We start from the raw sequence: 24,934 nt of genomic DNA on the forward strand, positions 1-24,934 counted from the left end.
GGCATCGCTTTCGCAATGCCGTGCCCGATGTTAGCGGGAACGCACCGGAGTGCAAACCCGCTGAGCAGCGCTATTAAGCGGCTACTACGATTACCTTTACGGTCGCTTCAACATCGCTGTGCAGGTGCACGGCTACGTCGTATTCGCCAACCTGGCGAATGGTACCGTTCGGCAGACGAACTTCAGCTTTGGCCACTTCAACGCCGGAGGCGGTCAGTGCGTCAGCGATGTCGTGAGTACCGATGGAACCGAACAGCTTGCCTTCATCGCCCGCGGTAGCGGTGATGGTGACTTCCAGCTCGGCCAACTGAGCAGCGCGAGTTTCAGCCGAGGCCTTCTTGTCGGCTGCTGCTTTTTCCAGCTCAGCGCGACGTGCTTCGAAAGTAGCAACGTTGGCTTCGGTGGCAGCAGTAGCTTTGCCTTGCGGCAGCAGGAAGTTACGGCCGTAACCGGCTTTAACGTTCACTTTATCGCCCAGGTTGCCCAGGTTGGCGACTTTTTCCAGCAGGATGACTTCCATTTGGGTGTTACCTCTTAACTTTTAACCTTCACCGTCCGTAGGCCCAGCACCACTCTTACGAGCAAGGCGCCCACGGAAATCAAACAGACTGTCAACAACGGCTAACAAACAGATCAGGTTCGCGGCCACGAACAACGCCACATATAGGCCAATCGACCAGAAGCTCGACAGCTGCTTCATTGCAATCAAACCGTGCCCAAGCGCCAACCCAGCCAGCATCAACGGCAGCATGCATACCAGCGTAAACGCCCATCCTGCATCACCGAGCAATGCCGGCGCGAAGAACACACCGACAATCAATGCCAGCGCGAGAGGCGCCGGTAAACGGACTTGGCGAAACTCTTCACCAAACCCGCCGGGGTTGTACAGCGACGCCTGCCAGTACCGAGCCAGGGCCAAACACATGACGCTCACCATTAACAACGAGAACGTCACCAGCCCACTCAGGAATGGCAGCAGCGATGCCTGTTGCATACTCTGAACTTGCTCGCTACTGGGGCCGCCCGCAGACGGCGCCGGTAACTCGCTCAGGGCTTCTCGAAACATCTCGGCATAGGCCTCAAGTACTTCGACGAACGCGACGTTAACGATCAGCGCGAATACCACGCCGACCGGAATGCACGCAATCAGCACTCGAACCCAGGAAGAGCTACTACGCAAAACTTGCGCGAGCACCAGCGTTCCCAGCATAACCATCAGCACACTCGGCTCACCGAGGTACCAGATATACACAGCTGGCAACACCGCCCAGATCAAAATACCCAGCGCGTCGCTCAACCCTCTGCGCAGCAATACCAGACCACCAGCAGCGGCACCCAACCAGAACAGCAACGGCACAATGGCCGAACCCACCACCACAAGGGTGGCCTGCATGCGGCCGCGCATCACGAATTCAGCTAGGGCACGCATACGATCTATCTCTTATCCCGTGTCAGCCCGATGTTATCGGCCGTGACCGTCGGTGTAGGGCAGCAGGGCCAGGAAGCGGGCGCGCTTGATAGCGGTAGCCAGCTGACGCTGATAACGAGCCTTAGTACCGGTGATACGGCTAGGAACGATTTTGCCGGTTTCCGAGATGTAGGCTTTCAGAGTGTTGAGATCTTTGAAATCGATCTCTTTCACGTCTTCAGCGGTGAAACGGCAGAATTTACGACGACGGAAGAAACGTGCCATGGGATTGGCTCCTCAAAAGATCCGTGGATTACTCGTCAGCGTTGTCGCTGTCGTTGTTGTCACTGTCATCGCCGTCATTGGACTCGGCATTTTCAGGACGCTCACGACGCTCACGGCGCTCACTGCGGTTTTCTTCGGCCTTGAGCATCTCGGATTGACCGATAACGGCTTCCTCACGACGGATGACAAGGTTACGGATCACGGCATCGTTGTAGCGGAAGTTGTCTTCCAGCTCGGCCAGGGCCTTGCCGCTGCACTCAACGTTCAGCATCACGTAGTGAGCCTTGTGAACGTTGTTGATGGCGTAGGCCAGTTGACGACGGCCCCAATCTTCCAGACGGTGGATTTGGCCGCCGTCTTCTTCGATCAGCTTGGTGTAACGCTCGACCATGCCGCCGACTTGCTCGCTCTGATCCGGGTGAACCAGAAAGATGATTTCGTAATGACGCATGAATGCTCCTTACGGGTTGTAGCCTGCCGCGAAATGCGATCAGACAAGGAGTGAATAACACTGTTGACTTGCTGAAACGGTAAGGCGCGAACGCACCGACCCTACGGCAAGGGGCAACATTCTAGAGAAGCCCCCCACCGCACGCAAGGTGAACTGGTGATATTTTGAACAGCGGGCCGGAAGCTTCAGCTCTTGAGCGAACGCCGCTGGCGCAGCGCTTCGAACAAACAGATACCGGTGGCGACCGACACATTGAGGCTGCTGACGCTGCCAGCCATGGGCAGCTTCACCAGATAATCACAGTGTTCACGGGTCAGGCGACGCATCCCCTTGCCCTCGGCGCCCATGATCAGCACCGTCGGCCCGGTCATATCCTGCTGGAACAACTCCTGCTCGGCCTCACCCGCGGTACCGACGATCCACAGACCGCGCTGCTGGAGCTTTTCCAGGCTGCGCGCCAGGTTGGTCACGGCCACCAGCGGAATAACTTCCGCGGCGCCACAGGCTACCTTGCGCACTACCGGCGTCAGCGTTGCGGACTTGTCCTTGGGCACGATCACCGCCAGCGCGCCCGCGGCATCGGCGGTACGCAGACAGGCACCGAGGTTGTGCGGATCGGTCACGCCATCGAGTACCAGCAGCAGTGGCGGGCCTTCACAACGGTCGAGCAACTCCTCGAGCATCGCCTCACCCCACACTTGGCTGGGGCTGACCTCAGCGACCACACCTTGATGCACGCCCTCGACCCAAGCATCCATTTCGCGACGCTCGCACTGGCCGACGGCGACGCGCGCCTGACCTGCCAGCTCGAGCAGCGGCTGAACACGAGGATCGCTACGGCCATCGGCAAGCCAGATCTGCTTCACCCGCTTGGGGTGATGGCGCAACAACGCTTCCACGGCATGCAAACCGTAGATCTTTTCCAACTGACTCATGACTTGGCCTTGCTCTTCGATGGCCCCTTGCGATGCCGACTCGGCTTACCGCCCTTGTCCGATGCCTTGCTGGCGCCCTTATCCGATTTGGAATCGGCCAGCAGCGCCTTCTTCACATCACGGCTTTTCTGCACGTCCGTGTTGCTGGTAGAACCAGTTCGCGAACTCTTGCCGCCACGGCTGTCTCGACCAGAGGCACTACGCTTGCGAGTTGCCGGCGCTTCATCAACACCCTGGGCCATCTCGAAATCGATCTTGCGCTCGTCTAGATCGACGCGCATGACCTTCACCGAAACGCTGTCGCCAAGTCGGAAGCTGCGGCCACTGCGCTCACCAGCGAGGCGATGATGCACAGGATCGAAGTGGTAGTAGTCGCCCGGCAGCGCGGTGACATGCACCAGGCCCTCGACGTAGATATCTTTGAGTTCGACGAACAGACCAAACCCGGTCACTGCGGTAATCACACCGGGGAAGGTTTCCCCAACGCGATCCTTCATGAACTCGCACTTGAGCCAGTTGACCACGTCACGCGTGGCCTCGTCGGCACGCCGCTCGGACATCGAGCACTGCTCGCCAAGCTGCTCAAGGATCGGCTCGTCATACGGATAGATACGCGCCTTGGGCATGCTGACCGCGCCGGCACGCTGAACGTGAGGCGTGTCCTGCTTGGAGCGGATCACGCTGCGAATAGCACGGTGAATCAGCAGATCCGGATAGCGACGAATCGGCGAAGTGAAGTGCGCGTAAGCGTCGTAATTCAGGCCGAAGTGGCCCTGATTGTCGGCGCTGTACACCGCCTGACTCAGCGAGCGCAGCATCACGGTCTGGATCAGTTGATAATCCGGACGCCCACGGACGCTCTCCAGCAGTGCCTGATAGTCCTTGGGCGACGGGCCGTCCTTGGACTTGCCACGGTGCAGAGAAAGGCCCAGCTCGGTGAGGAACCCCTTGAGTTTTTCCAGGCGCTCCGGCGGCGGGCCGTCGTGCACGCGGTACAACGCAGGAATGCCGTGCTTCTGCATGAACGCTGCAGTGGCCACGTTGGCCGCCAGCATGCACTCCTCGATCAGCTTGTGGGCATCGTTACGCTGAGTCGGACGAATCTCCGCGATCTTGCGTCCGGCGCCAAAAATGATGCGAGTTTCCTGGGTTTCGAAATCAATCGCACCACGCTCATGACGCGCCGCGAGCAGAACCTGATACAGCGAGTACAGCTGATTGAGGTGCGGCAGCACTTCCTTGTATTCGCTACGCAGCGCCTTGCCTTCGCTGCTCTTCGGCTGCTCGAGCATCGCACTGACCTTGTTGTAGGTCAGACGCGCATGGGAGTGGATCACTGCCTCGTAGAATTGATAGTCGGTCATCTTGCCGGTCTTGGAGATGGTGATCTCGCAGACCATGGCCAGACGGTCGACTTGCGGATTCAGCGAGCACAGGCCGTTGGACAACTCTTCCGGCAGCATCGGGATGACCCGCTCCGGGAAGTACACCGAGTTGCCACGCACCTGAGCCTCAGCATCCAGCGCCGAGCCGACCTTCACATAATGCGAGACGTCGGCGATAGCGACGTAAAGCTTCCAGCCGCCCGAGAACAGCCGCCAGTTGCCGCCGTTCTTTTCGCAGTACACCGCATCGTCGAAGTCGCGCGCATCTTCACCATCGATGGTGACGAAGGGGATGTGCCGCATGTCGACACGATTTTCCTTGTCCTTCTCTTCGACTTCCGGCTTGAGCTTGCGCGCTTCCTTGACCACAGCTTCGGGCCAGACATGAGGAATGTCGTAGCTGCGCAACGCCACGTCGATCTCCATGCCCGGCGCCATGTAGTTGCCGACCACTTCGGTCACGTCGCCCTGGGGCTGAAAGCGCGGTGTTGGCCAGTGAGTGATCGTTACTTCGACAAACTGCCCCTGCTTGGCGCCACCATTACGGCCCGCCGTCACCAGCACTTCCTGCTGGATCTTCGGGTTGTCGGGGATCACGAAGCCGATACCGCTCTCTTCGTAATAACGGCCAACGATGGTCTCGTGACCACGGGAGATCACTTCGACAATCGCGCCTTCGCGGCGACCACGGCGGTCGAGGCCGGAAACCCGGGCCAGTGCGCGGTCACCATCGAATACCATGCGCATCTGTGCCGGGCTAAGAAACAGATCATCGCTGGCATCATCGGGCACCAGAAAGCCGAAGCCGTCACGGTGGCCGCTGACACGACCGAGGATCAGGTCGAGCTTATCCACGGGCGCGTATGTGCCGCGGCGCGTATAAATTAACTGACCGTCGCGCTCCATGGCGCGCAGCCGGCGACGCAGCGCCTCGGCCTGCTCTTCGCTGGCCAGCCCTAACTCGTCGAGCAGCTCCTCACGGTTGGCGGGGGAGCCGCGCTCAGCCAAGTGCTGAAGAATCAGCTCGCGGCTAGGGATGGGGTTGTCATACTTTTCCGCTTCACGAGCGGCCTCGGGATCGAGGGATTGCCAATCGGCCATTAGAACCTGTTCACCTTATCTATAGAGTCGGTTTTGCCATGTGTCTATTGAAGCGCGAAAGCGCCCTTCGGGTCAGCTTTCGACACGATTAATTTTTCGCTGACAGGGGTTTACAAGGTAAAAGCACGACCGTATAGTTCGCGCCCACAGCGTCGAGGAGACGTTGTAACACGGAATAGATGAGCAATCATCCGTTTCAGTGCCCAGGTGGCGGAATTGGTAGACGCGCTGGTTTCAGGTATCAGTGACCGCAAGGTCGTGGAAGTTCGAGTCTTCTCCTGGGCACCAAATTCAAAAAACCGAGCCAATGGCTCGGTTTTTTATTGCCCATAGGAACGTGCCTGCTGCAGACCAATAGCCAAGAAACCCGGCAGCCGCCAGGCTTCTTCCAGCAACAGCGGCCGAGTTAAACCTTGAACTGCCCGAGACTGGCCTTCAACTGTCCTGCCAGACCATCGAGCACGCGACCGCTATTGGCCGTCGCCGCCACCGCCTCGGCCGCACGCTGAGCCTCGGAATGAATCACCTCGACCCGCCCACGCACCGCATCAGCGCCCTCGGCCTGATGAGCCGCCGCCTGAGTCGCCGTATTGATCGCGCCATGCACGTCTTCCACGGAGCGCTGTACAGTCTGCTGGATACGCGCACTCTCGCGTAGCGCTGCCAGCCCCTGATCAGCCTGCTGACCGGCTTGAGCAATGGCGCTAACCGCCTCACGAGCCCCCTGCTGCAAAGCGACGATATGCGACTGGATATCGCCGGTCGACTGCTGGGTCTTGCTGGCCAGCGCCCGCACCTCATCAGCCACTACAGCAAAACCACGGCCACTCTCCCCCGCACGCGCCGCCTCGATAGCGGCATTCAGGGCGAGTAGGTTGGTTTGCTCGGCGATAGAGCGGATAACCGTCAGCACCACCTCAATCTGCTCGCTCTGCTTGGCCAGCCGCTCGATTACAGCTGAGCCGGCATCAACGCGCTGAACCAGCTCTTCGATGGAACCACCCACGCGCTTGGCGATGGTGGCGTTTTCCTGGGTTGCCTGACGAATCGCCTCGACCCTCTGCAGAGCTTCCTGCATGGCGCGACTCTCGGCTTGCGCCTCATCGGCCATCGCCGCCAGCGCCTGCAAGCTGGCCGCCACTTCATCACGCTGCCTTTTGGCAGCCGACTCTGCCGCAGCGCTACGCGCCGTCAATGCACTGATTTCCTGGCCGGTACGCACCGCCACCTCGCCAGCCTCGCGCACGATGGGCTGCAATTTGGCAACGAAACGATTGACCGCCGAAGCCATTTCACCGACCTCGTCACGGCTGTCGATCTCGATACGCCGGGTCAGATCACCCTCGCCCGCCGCCAGATCGTCGAGCGCGGCGATCAAGGTACGCAGACGCACCACCACGCGGCGGCCGAGCACGATGGCCAGCGCCAGCAGCACCCCCAGACCGACCACAGCCAGCCCCAGACCGATGCGCCAGCGCAGATTCGAGGCAGCAGCGTCGACTGCCGCACTGGTATTGGCCGACATTCCCTGAGCCGCCTGCTGCGCCGCCGCCAGGCGCGCCGACAACGCAGCGGCGCTTTCGGTGGAAGCGCCGGCAAGGCTGTCGGCAACCAACTGACCGCCGCTGGCCAGCAACGCCTCGAAGCGTGAATCGATAGCGGCCAGCTCGGCATCGATGGCGGACGTGGAGACCCCCATCAGCACCTTGCCAATCTCCACCCCATTGGGACTGATACCAGCCTCGACGAAGTACACGGTAGGATCGCTCTTGGCAGCGTCGATGACCTTGTCCAGCGCGCGCTCACCCGCCCCTTTCTCGAGCATGGCCTTAACCTGCTCGTTCTGGCGGTTGAGGTAACGGGTCAGATGGTTACCCTCGGCATCGTCGTAGATGACGAAAAGCACATTAGGGTTACGCTGCGCACGTCGCGCGAACTCGGACAGCGCCGGCACATCGGAATCCCACATGGCTCGCGGCGCCACAGCAGCGAGCAATTGCGCCAGATCATTGGCGGAATCCTTCAGGCTTTTCTCCAGACTGGCACGTATCTGCACACGCTCTTCGCTCAGCCGACTCGAAAGCCCCGCCGAAAGGCTCTCTCGCGTACGCACCGAAAGCCCGCCCAGACTCGCGGAAACCTCCTGATTGGCCTGCTCAAGCTCACTGGAAAGGCGTCCGGCATCACTGCCCAACTGCCGCTCCAGATCAGTCACCAGGCGGTCTACCGTACTACGGGTCAACGCCAATACCAGCAGCACCTGAACGAACAGCGCGATACCCAGCGCAATGAACACCGGCAGCAATAGACGACTGCGAAATAGCGACAGAACAGCAACCACGGGAAATCCTCCGACCGCCAGAGCAGCGGCAACTTCAAGGTAGGATAATGACAAAGCAAGGCGCGTGCCGAATGACAGCACATCGCCACATCAACCCGAGTATGAGTGCCCGCCAAATGAAAACGGGTCGCACAAAGGCGACCCGTTTTCATGACGTGCTCACGACTCCGAGGGGAGCCGCCGATACTCAGGCGAAAGGATGGCGCAGCACGATGGTCTCGTTGCGATCCGGCCCGGTGGAGATGATGTCGATTGGCGCGCCAACCAACTCTTCCACACGCTTGATGTAGGCACGAGCGTTAGCCGGCAGCTCTTCCAGGGTTTTGGCACCCAGGGTCGACTCGCTCCAGCCCGGCATCTCTTCGTACACCGGCTCCAGACCGATGTAGCTGTCAGCGTCGGTCGGAGCGTCGATCACCGCACCACCCTGGTTCTTGTAGCCAACGCAGATGTTGATGGTTTCCAGCCCGTCGAGCACGTCCAGCTTGGTCAGGCACAAGCCCGAGATGCTGTTCACATCGATAGCACGACGCAGGATAACCGCGTCGAACCAGCCGCAACGACGTGCACGGCCAGTGGTCGCACCGAACTCGTGGCCACGCTTGGCCAGGAACGCACCCACATCGTCGAACAACTCAGTCGGGAACGGGCCAGAACCCACACGCGTGGTGTAAGCCTTGGTGATGCCGAGGATGTAATCCAGAAACATCGGCCCCACGCCCGAACCCGTAGCGATGCCGCCGGCGGTGGTGTTCGAACTGGTGACGTACGGGTAAGTACCGTGGTCGATGTCCAGCAGAGAACCCTGGGCGCCTTCGAACATGATGTCCTTGCCGGCGCGACGCAGGTTGTGCAACTCAGCGGTGACATCGAGCATCATCGGCTTGAGCAGCTCGGCGTATTCCATACACTCGTCGAGAGTGGTCTGGAAGTCGATAGCCGGCTCTTTGTAGTAATTCACCAGCTGGAAGTTGTGGTAATCCAGCAGCTCGCCGAGCTTGGCGGCGAAACGCTCACGATGGAACAGATCACCGATGCGCAGGCCACGACGAGCAACCTTGTCTTCATAAGCCGGGCCGATACCACGACCGGTGGTACCGATCTTCAGCTCCCCACGCGCTTTTTCGCGCGCCTGGTCGAGGGCGACGTGATAGGACAGGATCAACGGGCAGGACGGGCTGATGCGCAGGCGCTCGCGCACCGGCACACCCTTCTCTTCCAGCTTGGTGATCTCGCGCAGCAGAGCGTCGGGTGCAACCACCACGCCGTTGCCGATCAAGCACTGCACGCCTTCGCGCAGCACGCCCGACGGGATCAGGTGCAACACAGTCTTCTCACCGTCGATCACCAAGGTGTGGCCCGCATTGTGGCCACCCTGATAACGCACCACCGCAGCGGCATGTTCGGTCAGCAGATCGACGATCTTGCCTTTGCCCTCATCACCCCATTGGGTGCCCAGGACGACGACATTCTTACCCATAACACTTGTCCTCTTCGCGCAAGCTTGAGCCGGTCACGGCCGGCGAAAGTAATTCAGAATAGACGACCAGAGTGGTCATTCAGTCCAGCGCCAGCACCTGCCAGCGACCGTCACGCAATAACAGCTGGCGATCACAGCGCGATTGCGCAGCCTCGCTCAACTCCTGACCCGGCAATGCCTGTACCACGCGTTCACCTTCCGCGCGCAAACGGCGAACCGCCTGCCACAGGTAGACGTCATGGCTGTCCGGGGCCCAAATGCCAGCGGGCTCTTCGCCGAGCGGCATATTGCCCAGACTTACCAGCGTCTTCAGATCGGTGGAGAACCCGGTGGCTGGGCGCGCACGACCAAAGTCGGCGCCGATATCGTCATAGCGACCACCCTGGGCGATGGCCTGGCCTACAGCCGGCACAAACGCGGCGAACACCACACCGGTGTGGTAGTGATAACCACGCAGCTCACCCAGATCGAAATACAGCGGCAGCTCCGGATAGCGCAACTCCAGCGCATCGGCGATAGCCAGCAAATCATCCAGCGCGGCGTGCACATCATCCGGCGCCTCGACCAGACAGGCCTGAGCCAGGTCGAGCACTTCACGGCCACCACACAACTCGCCAAGCGCACGCAACATGCGGCGCAGTGCGTCCGGGAGCGAGTCGGTCAGTGCATCGATCTCATCCATGGCCTTGCGCTGCAGCGCATCGAACAACTGCTGCTCGACCTCGCCCGACAACTCGGCGGCGCGCGCCAGACCGCGGTAGATACCGACATGACCAAGATCCATGTGCACATCCGGCACCTCGGCCAACTCCAGGGTATCGACCAGCAGACTGATCACTTCGACGTCGCTGGCCGGGCTAGCATCGCCATACAACTCGGCGCCAAGCTGGATCGGACTGCGCGATGTGGTCAGCGCCCGCGGCTGCGCATGCAGCACGCTACCGGCATAACACAGCCGGCTCGGGCCCTCACGACGCAGCGTATGCGCGTCGATGCGTGCCACTTGCGGCGTGATGTCGGCGCGAAAGCCCATCTGCCGGCCGGACAGCGGATCGGTCACCTTGAAGGTGCGCAAATCCAGATCCTGACCAGCACCGGTCAGCAGCGACTCCAGGTACTCGATATGAGGGGTTACCACGAATTCATAGCCCCAGCGCTGGAACAGATCCAACACCTGACGACGCGCTATTTCGATGCGCGCCGCTTCCGGAGGCAATACTTCTTCGATCCCATCTGGCAGCAGCCAGCGGTCTACGGTCGCCATTTCGCCATTTCCCTCTTGATTCGGGCGGCACAAGCCTTCAGTGAAGCGGATGGAAGGCCGAACGCGGCAACAGGCCGGTCAGCTCCAGGAACGGGCATCGACACGATCAGTGAATTGATTGCACGAAGCCCCCACGCCAGCGGCGCGGAAAGGGGCAAGGTCAAAAACCTTGAAAGACAGAACGTAACGCTCAGTTCGTGCCGCATGATTCCCACAGGCGTAAAAAAGCCGGGATTTTCCCGGCTGCCGCATCATACCACGGCTGAGGCCACAGGCCACAAGCTTCAGGCTACAAGCGGTCACCCGCCACACCGTCACCTGCTGCTTGCCGTCTGTGGCCGCCTTTTCAGGGCCGCGATTTTTCCAGGTAACGGAAGAATTCGCTGCTCGGATCCAACACCAATACATCACGCTTGTCGGAGAAGCTCTCACGATAGGCGTTCATGCTGCGGTAGAAGGAATAGAACTCCTGATCCTGACCGTAGGCTTTGGAGTAGATAGCAGCGGCCTGGGCGTCACCCTCACCACGCAGTTCCTCGGCCTGGCGATAGGCTTCAGCGAGCAATACACGCTGCTGACGATCGGCGTCGGCACGAATACCTTCAGCCAGCTCCTTACCCTTGGCGCGATGCTCGCGGGCCTCACGCTCACGCTCCGAACTCATACGATCGAATACGCTGCGATTGACCTCCTTGGGCAGGTCGATGGCCTTGACGCGAACGTCCACCACCTCGATACCCAGCTCACGCTGCGCCGCACGGTTGAGCGATGCAGTTACGTCAGCCATCAACGCATCACGCTCACCAGATACCGACTCATGCAGGGTGCGCTTACCGAACTGGTCACGCAACGACGCCTCGAGACGACGCGACAAACGCTCATCTGCGATCTGCTTCATACCCGATGTTGCGGTGTAGTAACGCTCGGCATCCAGCACACGCCACTTGGCGTAGGCATCGACCATCAACGCTTTCTTCTCAAGAGTGAGAAAGCGTGAATTGACAGTATCGAGCGTCAGCAGACGAGCATCGAACTTGCGCACCTGGTTGACGTACGGAATCTTGACGTGCAGGCCAGGCTGAACATCCGGCTCGACAATACGACCGAACTGCAACAGCACCGCACGCTCGGTTTGCGCCACGATGTAGAAGCTGCTCCAGGCGATCAGTGCCAGTACAACCCCTACGATCAGGGTCACCAGTGATTTATTGCTCATCAACGGCCCTCCCTTGTACGTGGGTCGCTCGGCGCTACATTGTTACCTACGCGCGCGCCAAGATCTGCCGCACCGGCGCCGGAGACGCTATTGGACGTGCTGCTACCACCACGACTGTCGATCATTTTGTCCAGCGGCAGATAAAGCAGGTTGTTCTGCCCCTTGTCGCCAGTCACCATCACCTTGCTGGTGTTACTCATCATCTGCTGCATGGTGTCCAGATACAGACGCTCACGAGTCACCTCGGGAGCCTTGCGGTATTCAGCTACCAGTGCAGTGAAACGATCTGCCTCACCTTGAGCGCGCGAGACCACCTCATCACGGTAACCACTGGCATCTTCGATCAGACGCTGGGCCTGACCGCGAGCTTCCGGCACCACGCCATTGGCATAGGTTTCTGCCTGATTCTTCTCACGCTGCTCGTCTTCACGGGCACGAATCACGTCATCGAAGGCTTCCTGCACTTCACGCGGCGCCGCAGCACTCTGCAAGTTCACCTGGGTCACGGTGATACCGGTGCGATAAGTATCAAGGAACCGCTGCAGACGCTCGCGCACATCACCAGCCATCTGCTCACGACCTTCAGTCAGCACCTGATCCATCTCGGTGGAGCCCACCACGTGACGTACGGCGCTGTCGGTCGCATGCTGCAGACTGGTTTCCGGCATGTCGACGTTCAGCACGAAGTCCTGCAGGTTACTGATCTTGTACTGCACCGTCAGCGGTACTTCGATGATGTTCTCATCTTCGGTCAACATCTGCCCCTGCTTGCTGTAAGCACGCTCACGGGTGACGTTTTCCTGGAACTTGCGATCAATCGGCGGGAAATAGATGTTCAGGCCCGGGCCGACCGTCTCGTGGTATTTACCGAAACGCAGCACGACGGCCTGTTCCTGCTCATCGACCACATAGATAGCGTTGTACAGCCAAAAGGCGCCCACGACGGCCAGCGCAACGAACAGCAGGCCGAAACCGCCACCCTTGCCTCTGGAACCATTGTTGTCACTGCCGCGTTTCTTGCCGCCACCGAACAAACCATTGAGTTTGTCCTGCAGCTTGCGGAAGGCTTCGTCAAGATCCGGTGGTCCCTTGCGGTCACCGCCGCCACCGCCGCCGTTATCACGACGACCGCCGCCACCCCAGGGATCCTGATTGTTCGAATTGCCACCCGGCTCATTCCAAGCCATAGCGCTCTCCATACTAATAAAGCAAAGACGCGCCAACGGCGCGCCCACCAATGCTACAGAATGCCCGCTTCCAGCGGCAAAATCACCGTTGCAGGCTTTATTGCAAAGTGTGTTGTTCGATGAACTCTAGCGGCTGCAGGCCTTCGCGGCTGACCAATCGGTTCAACTCGACGCGAGGAATACGCACCTGCAAAAGACTGCTGCCATCATCAGTGTACGACTCTTGCTGCACCGCACCCAGCTCGAAGAACTGCGCCCGCAGGCGAGCCAACTGCTGCGGCAACTGCAGGGTAGCAACGAACAGATCATCACCCAGCAGCTCTGCCACGGCCTGTTTGAGCAGCGACAAACCGCGCCCATCACGGGCCGACAGCCACACCCGCTCGGGCTTACCATCGGCATTACGCTGGATCTGCGGCTCGACACCCTCCAGCAGATCAAGCTTGTTGTAAACCTCGAGCACCGGAAGATCCTGCGCACCGATTTCGCCCAACACCGCCAGCACCTGCTCGATCTGCGCCGTGCGCTCGGGCTCGTGAGCATCGATAACGTGCAGCAGCAGATCGGAATTACTTGATTCCTCAAGCGTGGCACGGAAGGCTTCGACGAGCTTATGCGGCAAGTGACGAATGAAACCCACGGTATCGGCCAGCACCACCGGCCCAAGATCGTCGAGCTGCAAACGACGCAGAGTCGGGTCGAGGGTAGCGAACAGTTGATCGGCGGCGTAAACATCCGACTCGGTCAGCGCATTGAACAGCGTGGACTTGCCGGCGTTGGTATATCCAACCAGAGAAACAGAGGGGATGTCGGCGCGCTTGCGCCCACGGCGTGCCTGCTCGCGCTGGCTACGCACCTTCTCCAGCTTCTGCTTGATCTGGCGAATACGCACACGTAACAGGCGCCGGTCGGTTTCAAGCTGGGTTTCACCCGGACCACGCAGACCGATACCACCTTTCTGTCGCTCAAGGTGAGTCCAGCCACGTACGAGACGTGTGCTCATGTGATCGAGCTGAGCCAGTTCGACTTGCAGCTTGCCTTCATGAGTACGCGCGCGCTGGGCAAAGATATCGAGGATCAGACCCGTGCGATCCAGAACGCGGCACTCGAACGCTCGTTCGAGGTTACGCTCCTGACTGGGCGTCAGAACATGATTGAAGATGACCAGGTCGGCCTCATGGGCCCGCACCTGGTCATGCAACTCTTGCACCTTGCCGCTGCCAATGAGGAATTTCGCAGTCGGCCGACTGTTCGGCACACTGAAAAAAGCGACAGCGTCGGCACCCGCAGACAGAGCAAGCTCTTTAAATTCCTGGGGATCCTCGCTCGCCTCGGTGTTTTGACTATCCAGATGAACCAGGATAGCCCGTTCACCCCCTTCATGGCGCTCGAAGAACAATACAGCCCCCTGGATTAAGCGTTGCCTGGCTCGGACTCAGCCTGATCAGTCTCGGAAACACTTGGCAGACGAACCGGACGGCTCGGCACCACAGTGGAGATAGCGTGCTTGTAAACCATCTGGCTGACGGTGTTCTTCAGCAGGATGACGAACTGATCGAAAGACTCGATCTGCCCCTGCAATTTGATGCCGTTGACCAGATAGATGGAAACCGGTACGCGTTCCTTACGCAGGGTATTGAGGTAAGGGTCTTGTAGCGAATGCCCTTTTGACATGTGCCGCACTCCTAAATGGATCGATAATTGAATAGGTATGAATGATGTATTAACCAACGAACAGCTTTGGCACGCCCCTCACAAGGATAGACGGCCCGCGGCAAGGTCTCAGTTCAATATGGAGACCGTCGCCAAGTATTTCAAGGCACGTGGCAGATTGTCGCAATCGAGACTATCGAGCCAGTGCAGATTTTCCCAACTACGCAACCAGGTGAACTGCCGTTTGGCCAGTTGCCGGGTGGCAATTACGCCGTGTTCACGCATCAGTGGCGCACTCAAGCGTCCCTCCAGATGCTCCCAGACCTGCCGGTAACCCACCGCCCTGATCGACGGTAGCTCAGCGTGCAGGTCACCACGCTGATGCAGCCGTTCGACCTCGGTAACAAAGCCCTGTTCCAGCATCAGGTCAAATCGTTGCGCGATTCGCTCGTGAAGCACTGATCGCTGAGCGGGCGCGACCGCCAGTTGCGCCACAGTATAGGGGAAACGCCCCGCTGCTGAGCTGTCTTCATTCTGTCGCAGACGCAATTCGCTCATGGTCATGCCGCTGACCTTGAATACTTCCAGAGCGCGCACCAAGCGCTGAGGGTCGTTAGGGTGAATGCGCGCGGCTGACTGCGCATCCACTGCACGCAGCTCCTCATGCAATACGTCCCAGCCTTCGCGCTGCCCTCGCGCCTCAAGCTCGGCACGTATCTCGGCATTGGCTCCTGGCATATCGGCCAGGCCATCGCATAGGGCTTTGAAGTAGAGCATCGTACCGCCCACCAGCAGGGGAATGCGTCCCTGTGCAGTGATCTTGGCCATGACATCCAAGGCATCGCGGCGAAACTCGGCAGCCGAGTAAGCATCAGCTGGGTCGCGGATATCTATCAGATGATGAGGAAACGCCTCGAGAGTGGCCTTGTCCGGTTTGGCCGTACCGATATCCATCCCCCGATAGACCAGCGCGGAATCCACGCTGACCAGCTCGCAGGGCAAAACCTGAGCCAACGCCAGCGCCAGATCGGTCTTGCCTGCTGCGGTCGGGCCCATCAAGAAGATCGCGGGTGGAAGGGAAGACATCGCAAAACTCAAATGAACGGCGGCGCATTTTCAGCGCATGGGCTGCAGCTCGCAAGCGCGGCGCGCTTGTTACTGACCGCGCATGAACAATTTATCCAACTGATCCATGCTCATCTGCGTCCAGGTCGGCCGGCCGTGGTTACACTGGCCACTGCGCTCAGTCTGTTCCATATCGCGCAGCAGACCATTCATCTCCGGCAGCGTAAGACGCCGATTGGCACGCACCGCACCATGGCAAGCCATGGTGCCGAGCAGTTCGTTGAGATGGGCCTGAATACGGTCGCTGGTGCCATACTCGAGCAGATCAGCGAGCACATCGCTGACCAGCCGTGTCGCCTCGGCCTGCTTGAGCAGCGCTGGAATCTGCCGGATAGCCAGCGCTTCCGGGCCGAGCCGCTGCAGTTCGAAGCCCAGCCTCTGGAACCACTGCCCATGCTCTTCGGCACAATCCGCTTCTCGCTGACTCACTGAGATGGATTCGGGCACCAGCAATGGCTGGCCGCGCAGCCCCTCACTGGCCATTGCTACTTTGAGACGCTCGTACATGATGCGTTCATGGGCTGCATGCATGTCCACGACCACCAGGCCATGGGCACTTTCAGCAAGAATGTAGATGCCCTTGAGCTGAGCGATGGCATAGCCCAGCGGCGGAATATCGCCCTGCACTTCCGGCAATGAGACAGGGGCACTGCCCGCAGACATCGGCGCGAAGAACTCCCGATACACACCCTGAGCTTCCGCAACAGGTAGCGACGACTCGCTGCGCTGCCCCTGATAGCCGGCGCCCGGCGAACGCCAGACGGACTCCGCAGGCCGTTCCAGCACACTGGCTGCCAGGCCCATCTCACCCTGGGGGCCGAATTCACCAGCAGCCTGACCGGTAGGGCGCAGCATGGTGTCGACGGCGGCCGGCGTGGCCAACTGATCTTCCGGCCGCACTTCGCCGAGAGCCCGATGCAGGGTGCCGTAGAGGAAGTCATGCACCGTGCGCCCCTCGCGGAAGCGCACTTCGTGCTTGGTCGGATGCACGTTCACATCCACTGCCGTCGGATCGATCTCCAGAAACAGCACGAAAGTCGGGTGACGGCCGTTGAACAGCACATCGCGATAAGCCTGACGCACAGCATGGGCGACCAGTTTGTCGCGCACCATGCGGCCGTTGACATAGAAATACTGCAGATCCGCCTGACTACGGGAGAAAGTCGGCAACCCGACCCAGCCCCACAGGTGCAGGCCGTTGCGCTCGATGTCGATGGGTAGCGCCTGCTCCAGAAAGCCAGAGCTGCAGACCGCAGCTACACGCCGCGCGCGACTGGCGTCGTCGTTGGCCTCGTGCAGTGAGAGAATGCTCTTGCCGTTGTGACGCAGGTGAAAGGCCACGTCGAAGCGGGCCAGCGCCAGGCGCTTGATCACCTCCTGTAGATGATCAAATTCGGTCTTTTCGGCTTTCAGAAACTTGCGGCGCGCCGGCGTATTGAAGAACAGGTCACGCACTTCCACCGAGGTGCCAACCGGATGTGCTGCCGGTTGCACACGCGGCTGCATGTCACGGCCTTCAGTCTCCACCTGCCAGGCCTGATCGGCATCGGCAGTGCGCGAGGTGAGGGTCAGCCGTGCGACCGAGCTGATCGATGCCAGGGCCTCACCGCGAAAGCCCATACTCATGACCTGCTCAAGATCCTCCAATTCGCGAATCTTGCTGGTGGCATGGCGAGCCAGAGCCAGGGGCAGGTCATCCGCCGCGATACCGCGACCATCGTCACGCACACGCAGCAGCTTGACGCCACCCTGCTCGACATCCACTTCGATACGCTTGGCGCCGGAGTCCAGGCTGTTTTCCAGCAGCTCCTTGATGACCGAAGCGGGGCGCTCGACCACTTCGCCGGCGGCGATCTGGTTCGCCAGCCGCGGGCTCAGCAGCTGGATGCGCATCGCTTCACTCATGGCTGGGCAGCCAGCGAGGTAGCGGGGATCTGCAGGGTCTGGCCGACCTTGATCACATCGGTTTTCAGTGAATTGGCGGAGCGCAGCGTCGCCAGGCTGATTTGGTAGCGCTGCGCGATCAACGCCAGGCTTTCACCAGAGCTGACCCTATGCTCGCGCGGCCCCTGGGCGATCTTGCCGTTGTCACGCAGCCAGGCAATGTAAGTGCCCGGCGGCGGATTCTGCTCGAAGAACTGTTTGGCACCCGTAACGATCGAGCGCGACAGACTCTTTTGATGGCTGGCGGAATGCAGCTTGCGCGCCTCACTGGGATTGGAGATGAACCCGGTCTCCACCAGGATCGAAGGAATATCCGGGGACTTCAGCACCATGAAGCCTGCCTGCTCTACGCGACGCTTATGCAGCGGGGTAATTTGCCCCATCTGCCCGAGCACCTTCTGCCCGACGTTCAGACTGGACGACAGCGACGCGGTCATCGACAGGTCGAGCAGCACACCAGCAAGCATCCGATCCTTGTCCTCAAGGCTGACGTTGCCGGCACCACCAATCAGGTCGGATTGATTCTCCGAATCGGCCAGCCAGCGTGCGGTTTCAGAGGTGGCGCCGCGATCCGACAAGGCATACACCGACGCACCGAAAGCGGCAGCACGAGGTGCAGCATCGGCGTGGATGGAAACGAACAGATCGGCGCCTTTCTTACGGGCGATCTCGGTGCGCTTACGCAACGGAATGAAATAGTCACCGGTACGCACCAGCTCACCACGGAAGCCTTTCTCGGCGTTGATCTGACGCTGCAGTTCCTTGGCGATGGCCAGGGTCACGTTTTTCTCGAATTGGCCTTTGGTAGGGCCAAGAGCCCCCGGATCTTCGCCACCATGACCAGCATCGATGGCAATCACGATATCGCGCTTGCCACCTGGCACAGGCGCCAACTTGGGCGGAGCCTGAGTCGGTGTGACCGGCACAGGGGCATCGACGGTTGTGGTCGTGGACAAGCTTGGGGCAGCATCTGACGGCTGATCGAACAGGTCGAGCACCAACCGATTGCCGTACTGCTGATTCGGCGCCAGGGTGAAGCTCTTCGGCGTGACCTGGGACGACAGGTCGATGACCACGCGCAAATCATCGGCAGTGCGCTGCGCCGAGCGCACGGCGGTGATCGGCGTGTTGCTCAGTGGCAACTTGTCCAGCGCGGTGGTCAGTTTGGCGCCACTGATATCGATCACGATACGATCCGGCGCCGTCAGGGTGAACACACTGTGCTGCACCGGCCCGGAAAGGTCGAAAACCAGACGCGTGTTGTCCGGCGCACGCCAGAGGCGAACGCTACGCACATCCGACGCGGCCCACACGTCGACCGCCATGACCGTCAACATCAGCCCGACCGCGATCAATCGCGCGCCTATGCGCATACCCGCCCCCACTTTCTTGTTCATGCTCTGGCAACCAATGCGGCACACCAGCTATCACCCTTCGCACCATGGCTGCGAAGTAGCAGCGACCGGCCACCCGCTCGCGGGGTAATGGTAATGTCCATGTCAGCCTTTGGCAAAACGCCAACGCCGCGCTGTGGCCACTCGATCAGGCACAAGGCATCGCCTTCGAAGTAATCGCGGATACCCAGGAACTCCAATTCCTCCGGATCGACCAGCCGATAGAGGTCGAAATGGAAGGCACGGATCGAGCCGATTTCGTACGGTTCGACCAGGGTGAAGGTCGGGCTTTTGACCGCCCCCTTGTGCCCCAGGCCTTGCAGCATGCCGCGCGAGAGCGTGGTCTTGCCCGCGCCGAGGTCGCCTTCGAGGTAGATAACCCCGCGTCCTTCGGTGACATTGGCGATACGCGCGCCGAGCGCCAGCATGGCGTCTTCATCGGCGGCGAACAGTTCTATTTCCGACAAGCGGCTCGCTCCTGTAACAAATGGCGGATAGCGTCGCACAGATCGCTCGCCGCCAGACCATTTCCTTTTCCTGCCAGGTACTCACCCGCCCCGGCATGCAGCCAGACGCCCAGGCTTGCAGCCTGCCACGGCGTACAACCCTGAGCGATCAGCGCGCCGATCAGCCCGGCCAGCACATCCCCCAGGCCGGCACCAGCCATCACCGGGTCGCCACGATCGCAGACCAGCAGGTACCCCGCTGGGTCGGCGATCAGCGTGCCTGCGCCTTTCAATACACAGACCACTCGATAGCGCTGTGCCAAAGCTCTGGCTGCGGCGGGTCGATCGGCCTGCAACGCCTGGATCGAGATCCCGAGCAGGCGGGCCGCTTCGCCAGGGTGCGGGGTAATCACGCTACCAGGGGCAATGCTCACGGCACCTGCGGCGAGCAGATTGAGCGCATCGGCGTCCCATACCTGAGCAGCTGGTGACGCGGCTGCAGCCGAAATCAAGCTGCGAGCCCAGGCATTCTGGCCGAGACCTGGCCCGACCACCCACACGGTGATTTTGCCGCCAAGCCCGTGCAACTGGTTGGCCGAGGCGACCGCCAGACTCATCACTTCCGGCAGTCGAGCCTGCGCAGCACCGAGATGCTCGCCGCGGGTCGCCAGGGAGACCATACCGGCACCGCTTCGCAGGGCACTCTGCGCCGACAGCAACGCGGCGCCACCGGTGCCGTGATCACCGCCGACCACCAGCACGTGACCCAGCTGGCCCTTGTGAGCGGTTGGTGGCCGGGCGGTCAGGTGCGGCAGAACATCGCCGGCCAGACGCTGCGCCGCCCACGGCTGACTCGCGACAATCTGCGCGTCGACCTGCAGGTCGTCGAACAGCAGACGGCCGACATGATCGAGCGCCTGGCCCAGAAACAGGCCGACTTTCAGGCCGATCAGGGTCACGGTGAGCTGGGCGGCTACCGCTACGCCCAGAACCTGACCGGTATCGGCGCAGATACCCGAGGGAATATCCACCGCCAGCATCGGGCGACCACTGTGATTCATCCATTCGATGGCCGCAGCGTAGGGCTCGCGCACCGCACCTGCCAGGCCGGTGCCGAGCAGCGCATCGACCAGCACACCCTGCGCTTCGTGCCCTGACTCCCAGGCAATCACCTCGACTCCGGCGGCCACGGCTTCATCGCGCGCCAGGGCTGCGTCACCCTGCAGGCGCTGCGGCTCTGCCACTGCCAGCACACGAACCTGCCACCCACCACGCAGTGCCAATGCCGCCAGCAGATAACCATCGCCGGCATTATTACCGTGCCCAGCTACGACAGTGACCGCACCGGTATCCGGCCAACTGCGGCGCAGGGCCCGCCAGATGGCGTGTGCAGCGCGCTGCATGAGCACCAATCCTGGCGTGCCGGCAGCGATCAGCGCAGCGTCCAGCGCGCGCACCTGGGCGCCGCTGTAGAGTGCGATAGGAAGATCGTCTGATGAATGCCGCATGCCTGTGCTCCGATGTCTGGCAGAATTATACGTCGACTATCCCAGATTCCCGCCCAGCATGACTGACGCCACCCCCGACCTCACCAGCCTCGCCCAGTCCATAAAGGACTGGGGGCGCGAACTGGGCTTCCAACAGGTTGGCATCAGCGGCCTGGAACTGGGCGAACACGAGGCGCACCTGCAGCGCTGGCTGGATGCCGGCTACCAGGGCGAGATGGACTATATGGCCGCACATGGCCGCAAACGTTCACATCCGGACGAACTGGTGCCTGGCACCCTGCGGGTGGTCTCGCTGCGCATGGACTACCTGCCCGGCGACACGCAGATGGCGCAGCGCCTGCTAGAGCCCGAAAAGGCCTACGTCTCGCGTTACGCCCTGGGCCGTGACTACCACAAGCTGATCCGCAAACGCCTGCAACAACTGGCCGAGCGCATTCAGCAAGCCATCGGCCCATTCGGCTATCGCGCTTTCGTCGACAGTGCACCAGTGTTGGAAAAGGCCATTGCCGAACAATCCGGCCTGGGTTGGATCGGCAAGAACACCCTGGTGCTCAACCGCAAGGCCGGCAGCTACTTCTTTCTCGGCGAACTGTTCGTCGACATCCCGCTGCCCGAGGACGCGCCCCACGGCAGCGAACACTGCGGCCGCTGCAGCGCTTGCCTGGACGTTTGCCCGACGGCCGCCTTCGTCGGCCCTTACGTGCTCGATGCACGGCGCTGCATCTCCTACCTGACCATCGAGCTGAAAGGCCCGATCCCCGAGGAACTGCGCGCGCCCATCGGCAACCGCGTGTTCGGCTGCGACGACTGCCAGATGGTCTGCCCCTGGAACCGCTTCGCCAAAGCCACCGAGCAGGGCGACTTCCAGCCACGGCACAGCCTGGACAACGCCGAGCTGGCCGCGCTGTTTCGCTGGAGCGAGGAGGAGTTTCTCAGCCGTACTGAGGGCTCACCGCTGCGCCGCGCCGGTTACGAGCGCTGGCTGCGCAACCTGGCCGTCGGCCTGGGCAACGCACCGTCGAGCATCCCGGTGCTGGAGGCGCTGGAGGCGCGCCGCGAGTATCCGTCGGAGTTGGTGCGCGAGCACGTGCAGTGGGCGCTGGATCAGCATGCGAGACGCGCCTAGCACCACCACTCCGTAGCCTGGGTTGAGCGCAGCGATACCCAGAGCGTTACATGACCCAAGCTACCCGGGTTACGGGCTTTTACTTGTGGCTTGTGGCTTGCAACTTGACGCTGCGCTCCTCAAACCTTGAGCAGGTGCTGACGGTAGTACTTGAGCTCGGCGATCGACTCACGAATGTCGTCCAGCGCCTGATGCGTACCGGTTTTCACGAAGCCATCCTTGACCCCAGGCGCCCAGCGCTCGGCGAGAATCTTCAGGGTAGAGACATCCAGGTAGCGGTAGTGGAAGTAGGCTTCCAGCGTTGGCATGTAGCGGTAGAGGAAGCGGCGATCCTGCCCGATGCTGTTGCCGCAGATCGGCGACTTACCCTTCGGCACCCACTTTTCCAGGAAAGCGATGGTCTGCGCTTCCGCCTCGGCCTGGCTGATACGGCTCTCGCGAACCCGCTGGGTGAGACCACTTTCGCCATGGGTGCGCGTGTTCCATTCGTCCATGGCGGCCAGGCGATCATCGCTCTGGTGCACGGCAATCACCGGGCCTTCGGCCAGCACGTTGAGTTCGGTATCGGTGACGATGGTGGCCATTTCGATGATGACGTCCGTCTCGGGGTCGAGACCGGTCATCTCCAGGTCGATCCAGATCAGGTTCTGTGGATTCTGCATGCTGCGCTCCTCTGTAGTGCCGCCATTCTAGCTAATCGTCGCGCCCTGCGCGTCGTCGATCTCCCAGAGCAGCAGGCGCGAATCACGCCAATCCTTCAACTCCACCACACGCTGCGGGGCCACACTGGGGATCTCGAAAGTGTTGCTGATCAGCCAGGCACCTGCTGGCAGCTCGAGCCGGGCCTTGTCCCAGAGCGCCTGCATGGGCGCCGGGGACAGGAAGCAGTAAGCAACATCGATGGCCGCAAGGTCGCTGCGCCAGAGGTTCTGGTAACGAATCCGGCAATTGCGCTGACCGATGCTGCGCAGCCAGGCGATGGCATAAGACAGCGGCGCGGTCTCCACGCCAGTGAACTGGGCCTGAGGAAAACGTCGCGCCAGCCATAACAGGGGGCCCGCCGGGCCACAGCCGAGATCGACGAACGCGAAGCGCTCGCCGCGCTCCTTCAGCAACCGCGCCAGCTCGCGGCGGCTACCGGCGCCAGTGAGGTACAGCGGCACGCGCTCCCCGAAACTGTTCCAGTTGAGCAGCAACAGCAGCAGGAAACCGAGCAGGAACAGCCATGACGGCAACGGTGCACCACTGGCCAGCAGCAGAGCCGGCACGAACACCAGGTTCAGCCACCACCACCAGCGCGACAGCCCAAACCACCGAGCCAAGCAGGCCGACAGCAGGCCATGTAGCAGACCAGCCGCCAGCGGACTCGGTCGCCAACTGGACATGTGCGCGACAGCGACGATCGCCAGCCCCATGCACAGGGTGACGACAAGCTGGATCAGCAATGCCAGCAACGCTGGGTAGCGCTCACCCAATCCATACAGCGCGCGATAGAGAGCAGCCATGCCCAGAGGCTCAGTCAAAGATGGACGACCAGTTTAGCGCCAGCATCAGCAAATTGCCGCCTTCGCCGGCATGCTAGACTCGCCTCCATTTTCAGCGCATCACAAACTCGGAAGCCCCATGGCCAAACGCCAACTCAACCGCCGGCAAAACTGGCGCATCGAAAAGATCCAGGGTGAACGTGCCGCACGTGCGGCCAAACGCGAATCCCGCGTGGTGGAAACTCTGGAAGGCGGCGACCTGGGCCCGGAACAGACCGGCTTGGTGATCGCTCACTTCGGTGTGCAGGTAGAAGTCGAGGCCACGGACGGCGAGCTGTCAGGCCAGATATTCCGCTGCCACCTGCGCGCCAACCTGCCGACCCTGGTGACCGGCGACCGCGTGGTGTGGCGCCCAGGCAATCAGGGTATTGGCGTGATCGTCGCCCAGCTGCCGCGCGACACCGAGCTGTGTCGCCCGGATACCCGTGGCCAGCTGAAGCCGGTAGCGGCCAACGTCGACCTGATCGTCATCGTCTTCGCACCGTTGCCCGAGCCTCACGCCAACCTGATCGACCGATATCTGGTTGCGGCCGAGCATGCCGGCATCCGCCCACTGCTGCTGCTCAACAAGGCCGATCTGATCGATGCGCAGAACGAAACGGCGCTGAACGCACTGCTCGGCGTGTACCGCCAGTTGGGTTACCCGCTGCTGGAAGTGTCCGCCCTGGAAGGTGATGGCATGGAGCAGCTCAAGCAGCAGCTCGATGGCAATATCAGCGTATTCGTCGGCCAGTCCGGTGTGGGCAAGTCGTCGCTGGTCAATAGCCTGCTGCCGGGCGTCGATACCCGAGTGGGCCCGCTGTCCGAGCTGACCGGCAAGGGCACGCACACCACCACCACGGCACGGCTGTTCCATTTCCCCGGTGGCGGCCAGTTGATCGACTCACCGGGTATCCGTGAGTTCGGTCTGGTGCATGTCAGCCGAGATGACGTGGAGGCAGGCTTCATCGAGTTTGCCGAGCTGCTCGGCCATTGCCGCTTCCGCGACTGCAAGCACGACCGCGAGCCTGGCTGCGCGCTACTCAAGGCGCTGGAGGATGGCCGCATTCAACCGCAACGAATGAACAGCTACCGACACATTCTGGCCAGCCTGCCGGAGTCGGAATACTGAGTCATCGCCGACCGATCCTAGTCGAGCGCG

General features: G+C 61.1%; 22 protein-coding genes, 1 tRNA gene and 1 pseudogene. 3 read left to right on the plus strand and 21 right to left on the minus strand.

Going from position 1 to position 24,934, the window contains the following annotated elements; translation table 11 throughout:
• Nucleotides 1–73: 73 nt before the first annotated feature.
• From rplI to rnr, 6 genes are all read right to left on the minus strand, one after another.
• Nucleotides 74–520, minus strand: a complete 447-nt coding sequence (gene rplI / locus ACZ3GY_RS21200) for a 50S ribosomal protein L9 (protein ID WP_463563354.1) — start codon at nucleotides 518–520, stop codon at nucleotides 74–76.
• Between the two features lie 21 nt (nucleotides 521–541).
• Nucleotides 542–1,429 (minus strand): YybS family protein, encoded by an 888-nt coding sequence (locus tag ACZ3GY_RS21205; protein WP_465911883.1) that lies wholly within the window; start codon nucleotides 1,427–1,429, stop codon nucleotides 542–544.
• Between the two features lie 33 nt (nucleotides 1,430–1,462).
• A complete protein-coding gene (gene rpsR / locus ACZ3GY_RS21210; RefSeq protein ID WP_225835939.1) occupies nucleotides 1,463–1,693 on the minus strand; it encodes a 30S ribosomal protein S18 in 231 nt (76 codons plus the stop codon).
• A gap of 28 nt (nucleotides 1,694–1,721) precedes the next feature.
• A complete protein-coding gene (gene rpsF, locus ACZ3GY_RS21215; RefSeq protein ID WP_225835941.1) occupies nucleotides 1,722–2,144 on the minus strand; it encodes a 30S ribosomal protein S6 in 423 nt (140 codons plus the stop codon).
• A 185-nt stretch (nucleotides 2,145–2,329) separates the two neighbouring features.
• Nucleotides 2,330–3,079, minus strand: coding sequence for a 23S rRNA (guanosine(2251)-2'-O)-methyltransferase RlmB (gene rlmB, locus ACZ3GY_RS21220; protein ID WP_225835943.1), 750 nt, complete (start codon nucleotides 3,077–3,079; stop codon nucleotides 2,330–2,332).
• Nucleotides 3,076–5,565, minus strand: a complete 2,490-nt coding sequence (gene rnr / locus ACZ3GY_RS21225; RefSeq protein ID WP_463563352.1) for a ribonuclease R — start codon at nucleotides 5,563–5,565, stop codon at nucleotides 3,076–3,078. Before rnr ends, rlmB begins: the two co-directional genes overlap by 4 nt.
• 201 nt (nucleotides 5,566–5,766) lie before the next feature.
• On the opposite strand from rnr, the gene ACZ3GY_RS21230 reads away from it, so the two are divergent.
• Nucleotides 5,767–5,853 (plus strand) — tRNA-Leu (locus ACZ3GY_RS21230).
• A gap of 118 nt (nucleotides 5,854–5,971) precedes the next feature.
• Here ACZ3GY_RS21230 and ACZ3GY_RS21235 read toward each other — a convergent pair.
• From ACZ3GY_RS21235 to ACZ3GY_RS21295, 13 genes and pseudogenes are all read right to left on the minus strand, one after another.
• The gene (locus ACZ3GY_RS21235) at nucleotides 5,972–6,856 is read right to left on the minus strand and encodes a methyl-accepting chemotaxis protein (RefSeq protein WP_463565980.1); all 885 of its coding nucleotides are present in this window, start codon (nucleotides 6,854–6,856) and stop codon (nucleotides 5,972–5,974) included.
• Nucleotides 6,830–7,534: pseudogene (locus tag ACZ3GY_RS21240) on the minus strand (HAMP domain-containing protein); the annotation flags it as partial. The pseudogene ACZ3GY_RS21240 and the gene ACZ3GY_RS21235, both read right to left, overlap by 27 nt.
• 559 nt (nucleotides 7,535–8,093) lie before the next feature.
• The gene (locus ACZ3GY_RS21245; protein WP_463563351.1) at nucleotides 8,094–9,386 is read right to left on the minus strand and encodes an adenylosuccinate synthase; all 1,293 of its coding nucleotides are present in this window, start codon (nucleotides 9,384–9,386) and stop codon (nucleotides 8,094–8,096) included.
• A 79-nt stretch (nucleotides 9,387–9,465) separates the two neighbouring features.
• Entirely contained in the window at nucleotides 9,466–10,650 is a 1,185-nt protein-coding gene (locus tag ACZ3GY_RS21250; RefSeq protein ID WP_463563350.1) for an ATP phosphoribosyltransferase regulatory subunit, read from the minus strand.
• 346 nt (nucleotides 10,651–10,996) lie between these two features.
• Nucleotides 10,997–11,866, minus strand: a complete 870-nt coding sequence (gene hflC, locus ACZ3GY_RS21255) for a protease modulator HflC (protein ID WP_225835948.1) — start codon at nucleotides 11,864–11,866, stop codon at nucleotides 10,997–10,999.
• Complete coding sequence (gene hflK / locus ACZ3GY_RS21260) at nucleotides 11,866–13,053, minus strand: FtsH protease activity modulator HflK (protein WP_463563349.1); 1,188 nt, start codon at nucleotides 13,051–13,053, stop codon at nucleotides 11,866–11,868. The genes hflC and hflK overlap by 1 nt, the downstream gene beginning before the upstream one ends.
• Before the next feature lie 97 nt (nucleotides 13,054–13,150).
• Nucleotides 13,151–14,452: a ribosome rescue GTPase HflX gene (hflX, locus tag ACZ3GY_RS21265; protein WP_463563348.1), complete on the minus strand. Its 1,302-nt coding sequence runs from the start codon at nucleotides 14,450–14,452 to the stop codon at nucleotides 13,151–13,153.
• 14 nt (nucleotides 14,453–14,466) lie between these two features.
• A complete protein-coding gene (gene hfq, locus ACZ3GY_RS21270) occupies nucleotides 14,467–14,727 on the minus strand; it encodes an RNA chaperone Hfq (protein ID WP_463563347.1) in 261 nt (86 codons plus the stop codon).
• Between the two features lie 108 nt (nucleotides 14,728–14,835).
• A complete protein-coding gene (gene miaA / locus ACZ3GY_RS21275; protein WP_463563346.1) occupies nucleotides 14,836–15,792 on the minus strand; it encodes a tRNA (adenosine(37)-N6)-dimethylallyltransferase MiaA in 957 nt (318 codons plus the stop codon).
• A 69-nt stretch (nucleotides 15,793–15,861) separates the two neighbouring features.
• Nucleotides 15,862–17,736 carry a DNA mismatch repair endonuclease MutL gene (gene mutL / locus ACZ3GY_RS21280; RefSeq protein WP_465911884.1) on the minus strand — a complete coding sequence of 625 codons (1,875 nt, stop codon included), beginning with the start codon at nucleotides 17,734–17,736 and terminating at the stop codon, nucleotides 15,862–15,864.
• Nucleotides 17,733–19,160 (minus strand): N-acetylmuramoyl-L-alanine amidase, encoded by a 1,428-nt coding sequence (locus tag ACZ3GY_RS21285; RefSeq protein WP_465912007.1) that lies wholly within the window; start codon nucleotides 19,158–19,160, stop codon nucleotides 17,733–17,735. The genes mutL and ACZ3GY_RS21285 overlap by 4 nt, the downstream gene beginning before the upstream one ends.
• An 8-nt stretch (nucleotides 19,161–19,168) precedes the next feature.
• Complete coding sequence (gene tsaE / locus ACZ3GY_RS21290; RefSeq protein ID WP_463563344.1) at nucleotides 19,169–19,636, minus strand: tRNA (adenosine(37)-N6)-threonylcarbamoyltransferase complex ATPase subunit type 1 TsaE; 468 nt, start codon at nucleotides 19,634–19,636, stop codon at nucleotides 19,169–19,171.
• Nucleotides 19,624–21,123, minus strand: coding sequence for an NAD(P)H-hydrate dehydratase (locus ACZ3GY_RS21295; protein WP_465911885.1), 1,500 nt, complete (start codon nucleotides 21,121–21,123; stop codon nucleotides 19,624–19,626). Before ACZ3GY_RS21295 ends, tsaE begins: the two co-directional genes overlap by 13 nt.
• A gap of 58 nt (nucleotides 21,124–21,181) precedes the next feature.
• Here ACZ3GY_RS21295 and queG point away from each other — a divergent pair, with 58 nt between their 5' ends.
• Nucleotides 21,182–22,249, plus strand: a complete 1,068-nt coding sequence (gene queG / locus ACZ3GY_RS21300; RefSeq protein WP_465911886.1) for a tRNA epoxyqueuosine(34) reductase QueG — start codon at nucleotides 21,182–21,184, stop codon at nucleotides 22,247–22,249.
• 119 nt (nucleotides 22,250–22,368) lie between these two features.
• On the opposite strand, the gene orn is transcribed toward queG, so the two are convergent.
• Nucleotides 22,369–22,911, minus strand: coding sequence for an oligoribonuclease (gene orn / locus ACZ3GY_RS21305; RefSeq protein WP_465911887.1), 543 nt, complete (start codon nucleotides 22,909–22,911; stop codon nucleotides 22,369–22,371).
• 27 nt (nucleotides 22,912–22,938) lie between these two features.
• The gene (locus ACZ3GY_RS21310) at nucleotides 22,939–23,754 is read right to left on the minus strand and encodes a class I SAM-dependent methyltransferase (RefSeq protein WP_465911888.1); all 816 of its coding nucleotides are present in this window, start codon (nucleotides 23,752–23,754) and stop codon (nucleotides 22,939–22,941) included.
• A 118-nt stretch (nucleotides 23,755–23,872) separates the two neighbouring features.
• Here ACZ3GY_RS21310 and rsgA point away from each other — a divergent pair, with 118 nt between their 5' ends.
• The gene (gene rsgA, locus ACZ3GY_RS21315) at nucleotides 23,873–24,904 is read left to right on the plus strand and encodes a small ribosomal subunit biogenesis GTPase RsgA (RefSeq protein WP_225835972.1); all 1,032 of its coding nucleotides are present in this window, start codon (nucleotides 23,873–23,875) and stop codon (nucleotides 24,902–24,904) included.
• Nucleotides 24,905–24,934 lie beyond the last annotated feature (30 nt).

It is taken from the genome of Pseudomonas sp. PME37.24/006, assembly GCF_055556635.1.

Coding starts and splice junctions, on each gene's coding strand:
- rplI (WP_463563354.1), bottom strand. CDS start 520: ATGGAAGTCATCCTGCTGGAAAAAGTCGCCAACCTGGGCAACCTGGGC.
- ACZ3GY_RS21205 (WP_465911883.1), bottom strand. CDS start 1,429: ATGCGTGCCCTAGCTGAATTCGTGATGCGCGGCCGCATGCAGGCCACC.
- rpsR (WP_225835939.1), bottom strand. CDS start 1,693: ATGGCACGTTTCTTCCGTCGTCGTAAATTCTGCCGTTTCACCGCTGAA.
- rpsF (WP_225835941.1), bottom strand. CDS start 2,144: ATGCGTCATTACGAAATCATCTTTCTGGTTCACCCGGATCAGAGCGAG.
- rlmB (WP_225835943.1), bottom strand. CDS start 3,079: ATGAGTCAGTTGGAAAAGATCTACGGTTTGCATGCCGTGGAAGCGTTG.
- rnr (WP_463563352.1), bottom strand. CDS start 5,565: ATGGCCGATTGGCAATCCCTCGATCCCGAGGCCGCTCGTGAAGCGGAA.
- ACZ3GY_RS21235 (WP_463565980.1), bottom strand. CDS start 6,856: ATGGCTTCGGCGGTCAATCGTTTCGTTGCCAAATTGCAGCCCATCGTG.
- ACZ3GY_RS21245 (WP_463563351.1), bottom strand. CDS start 9,386: ATGGGTAAGAATGTCGTCGTCCTGGGCACCCAATGGGGTGATGAGGGC.
- ACZ3GY_RS21250 (WP_463563350.1), bottom strand. CDS start 10,650: ATGGCGACCGTAGACCGCTGGCTGCTGCCAGATGGGATCGAAGAAGTA.
- hflC (WP_225835948.1), bottom strand. CDS start 11,866: ATGAGCAATAAATCACTGGTGACCCTGATCGTAGGGGTTGTACTGGCA.
- hflK (WP_463563349.1), bottom strand. CDS start 13,053: ATGGCTTGGAATGAGCCGGGTGGCAATTCGAACAATCAGGATCCCTGG.
- hfq (WP_463563347.1), bottom strand. CDS start 14,727: ATGTCAAAAGGGCATTCGCTACAAGACCCTTACCTCAATACCCTGCGT.
- miaA (WP_463563346.1), bottom strand. CDS start 15,792: ATGTCTTCCCTTCCACCCGCGATCTTCTTGATGGGCCCGACCGCAGCA.
- mutL (WP_465911884.1), bottom strand. CDS start 17,736: ATGAGTGAAGCGATGCGCATCCAGCTGCTGAGCCCGCGGCTGGCGAAC.
- ACZ3GY_RS21295 (WP_465911885.1), bottom strand. CDS start 21,123: ATGCGGCATTCATCAGACGATCTTCCTATCGCACTCTACAGCGGCGCC.
- queG (WP_465911886.1), top strand. CDS start 21,182: ATGACTGACGCCACCCCCGACCTCACCAGCCTCGCCCAGTCCATAAAG.
- orn (WP_465911887.1), bottom strand. CDS start 22,911: ATGCAGAATCCACAGAACCTGATCTGGATCGACCTGGAGATGACCGGT.
- ACZ3GY_RS21310 (WP_465911888.1), bottom strand. CDS start 23,754: ATGGCTGCTCTCTATCGCGCGCTGTATGGATTGGGTGAGCGCTACCCA.
- rsgA (WP_225835972.1), top strand. CDS start 23,873: ATGGCCAAACGCCAACTCAACCGCCGGCAAAACTGGCGCATCGAAAAG.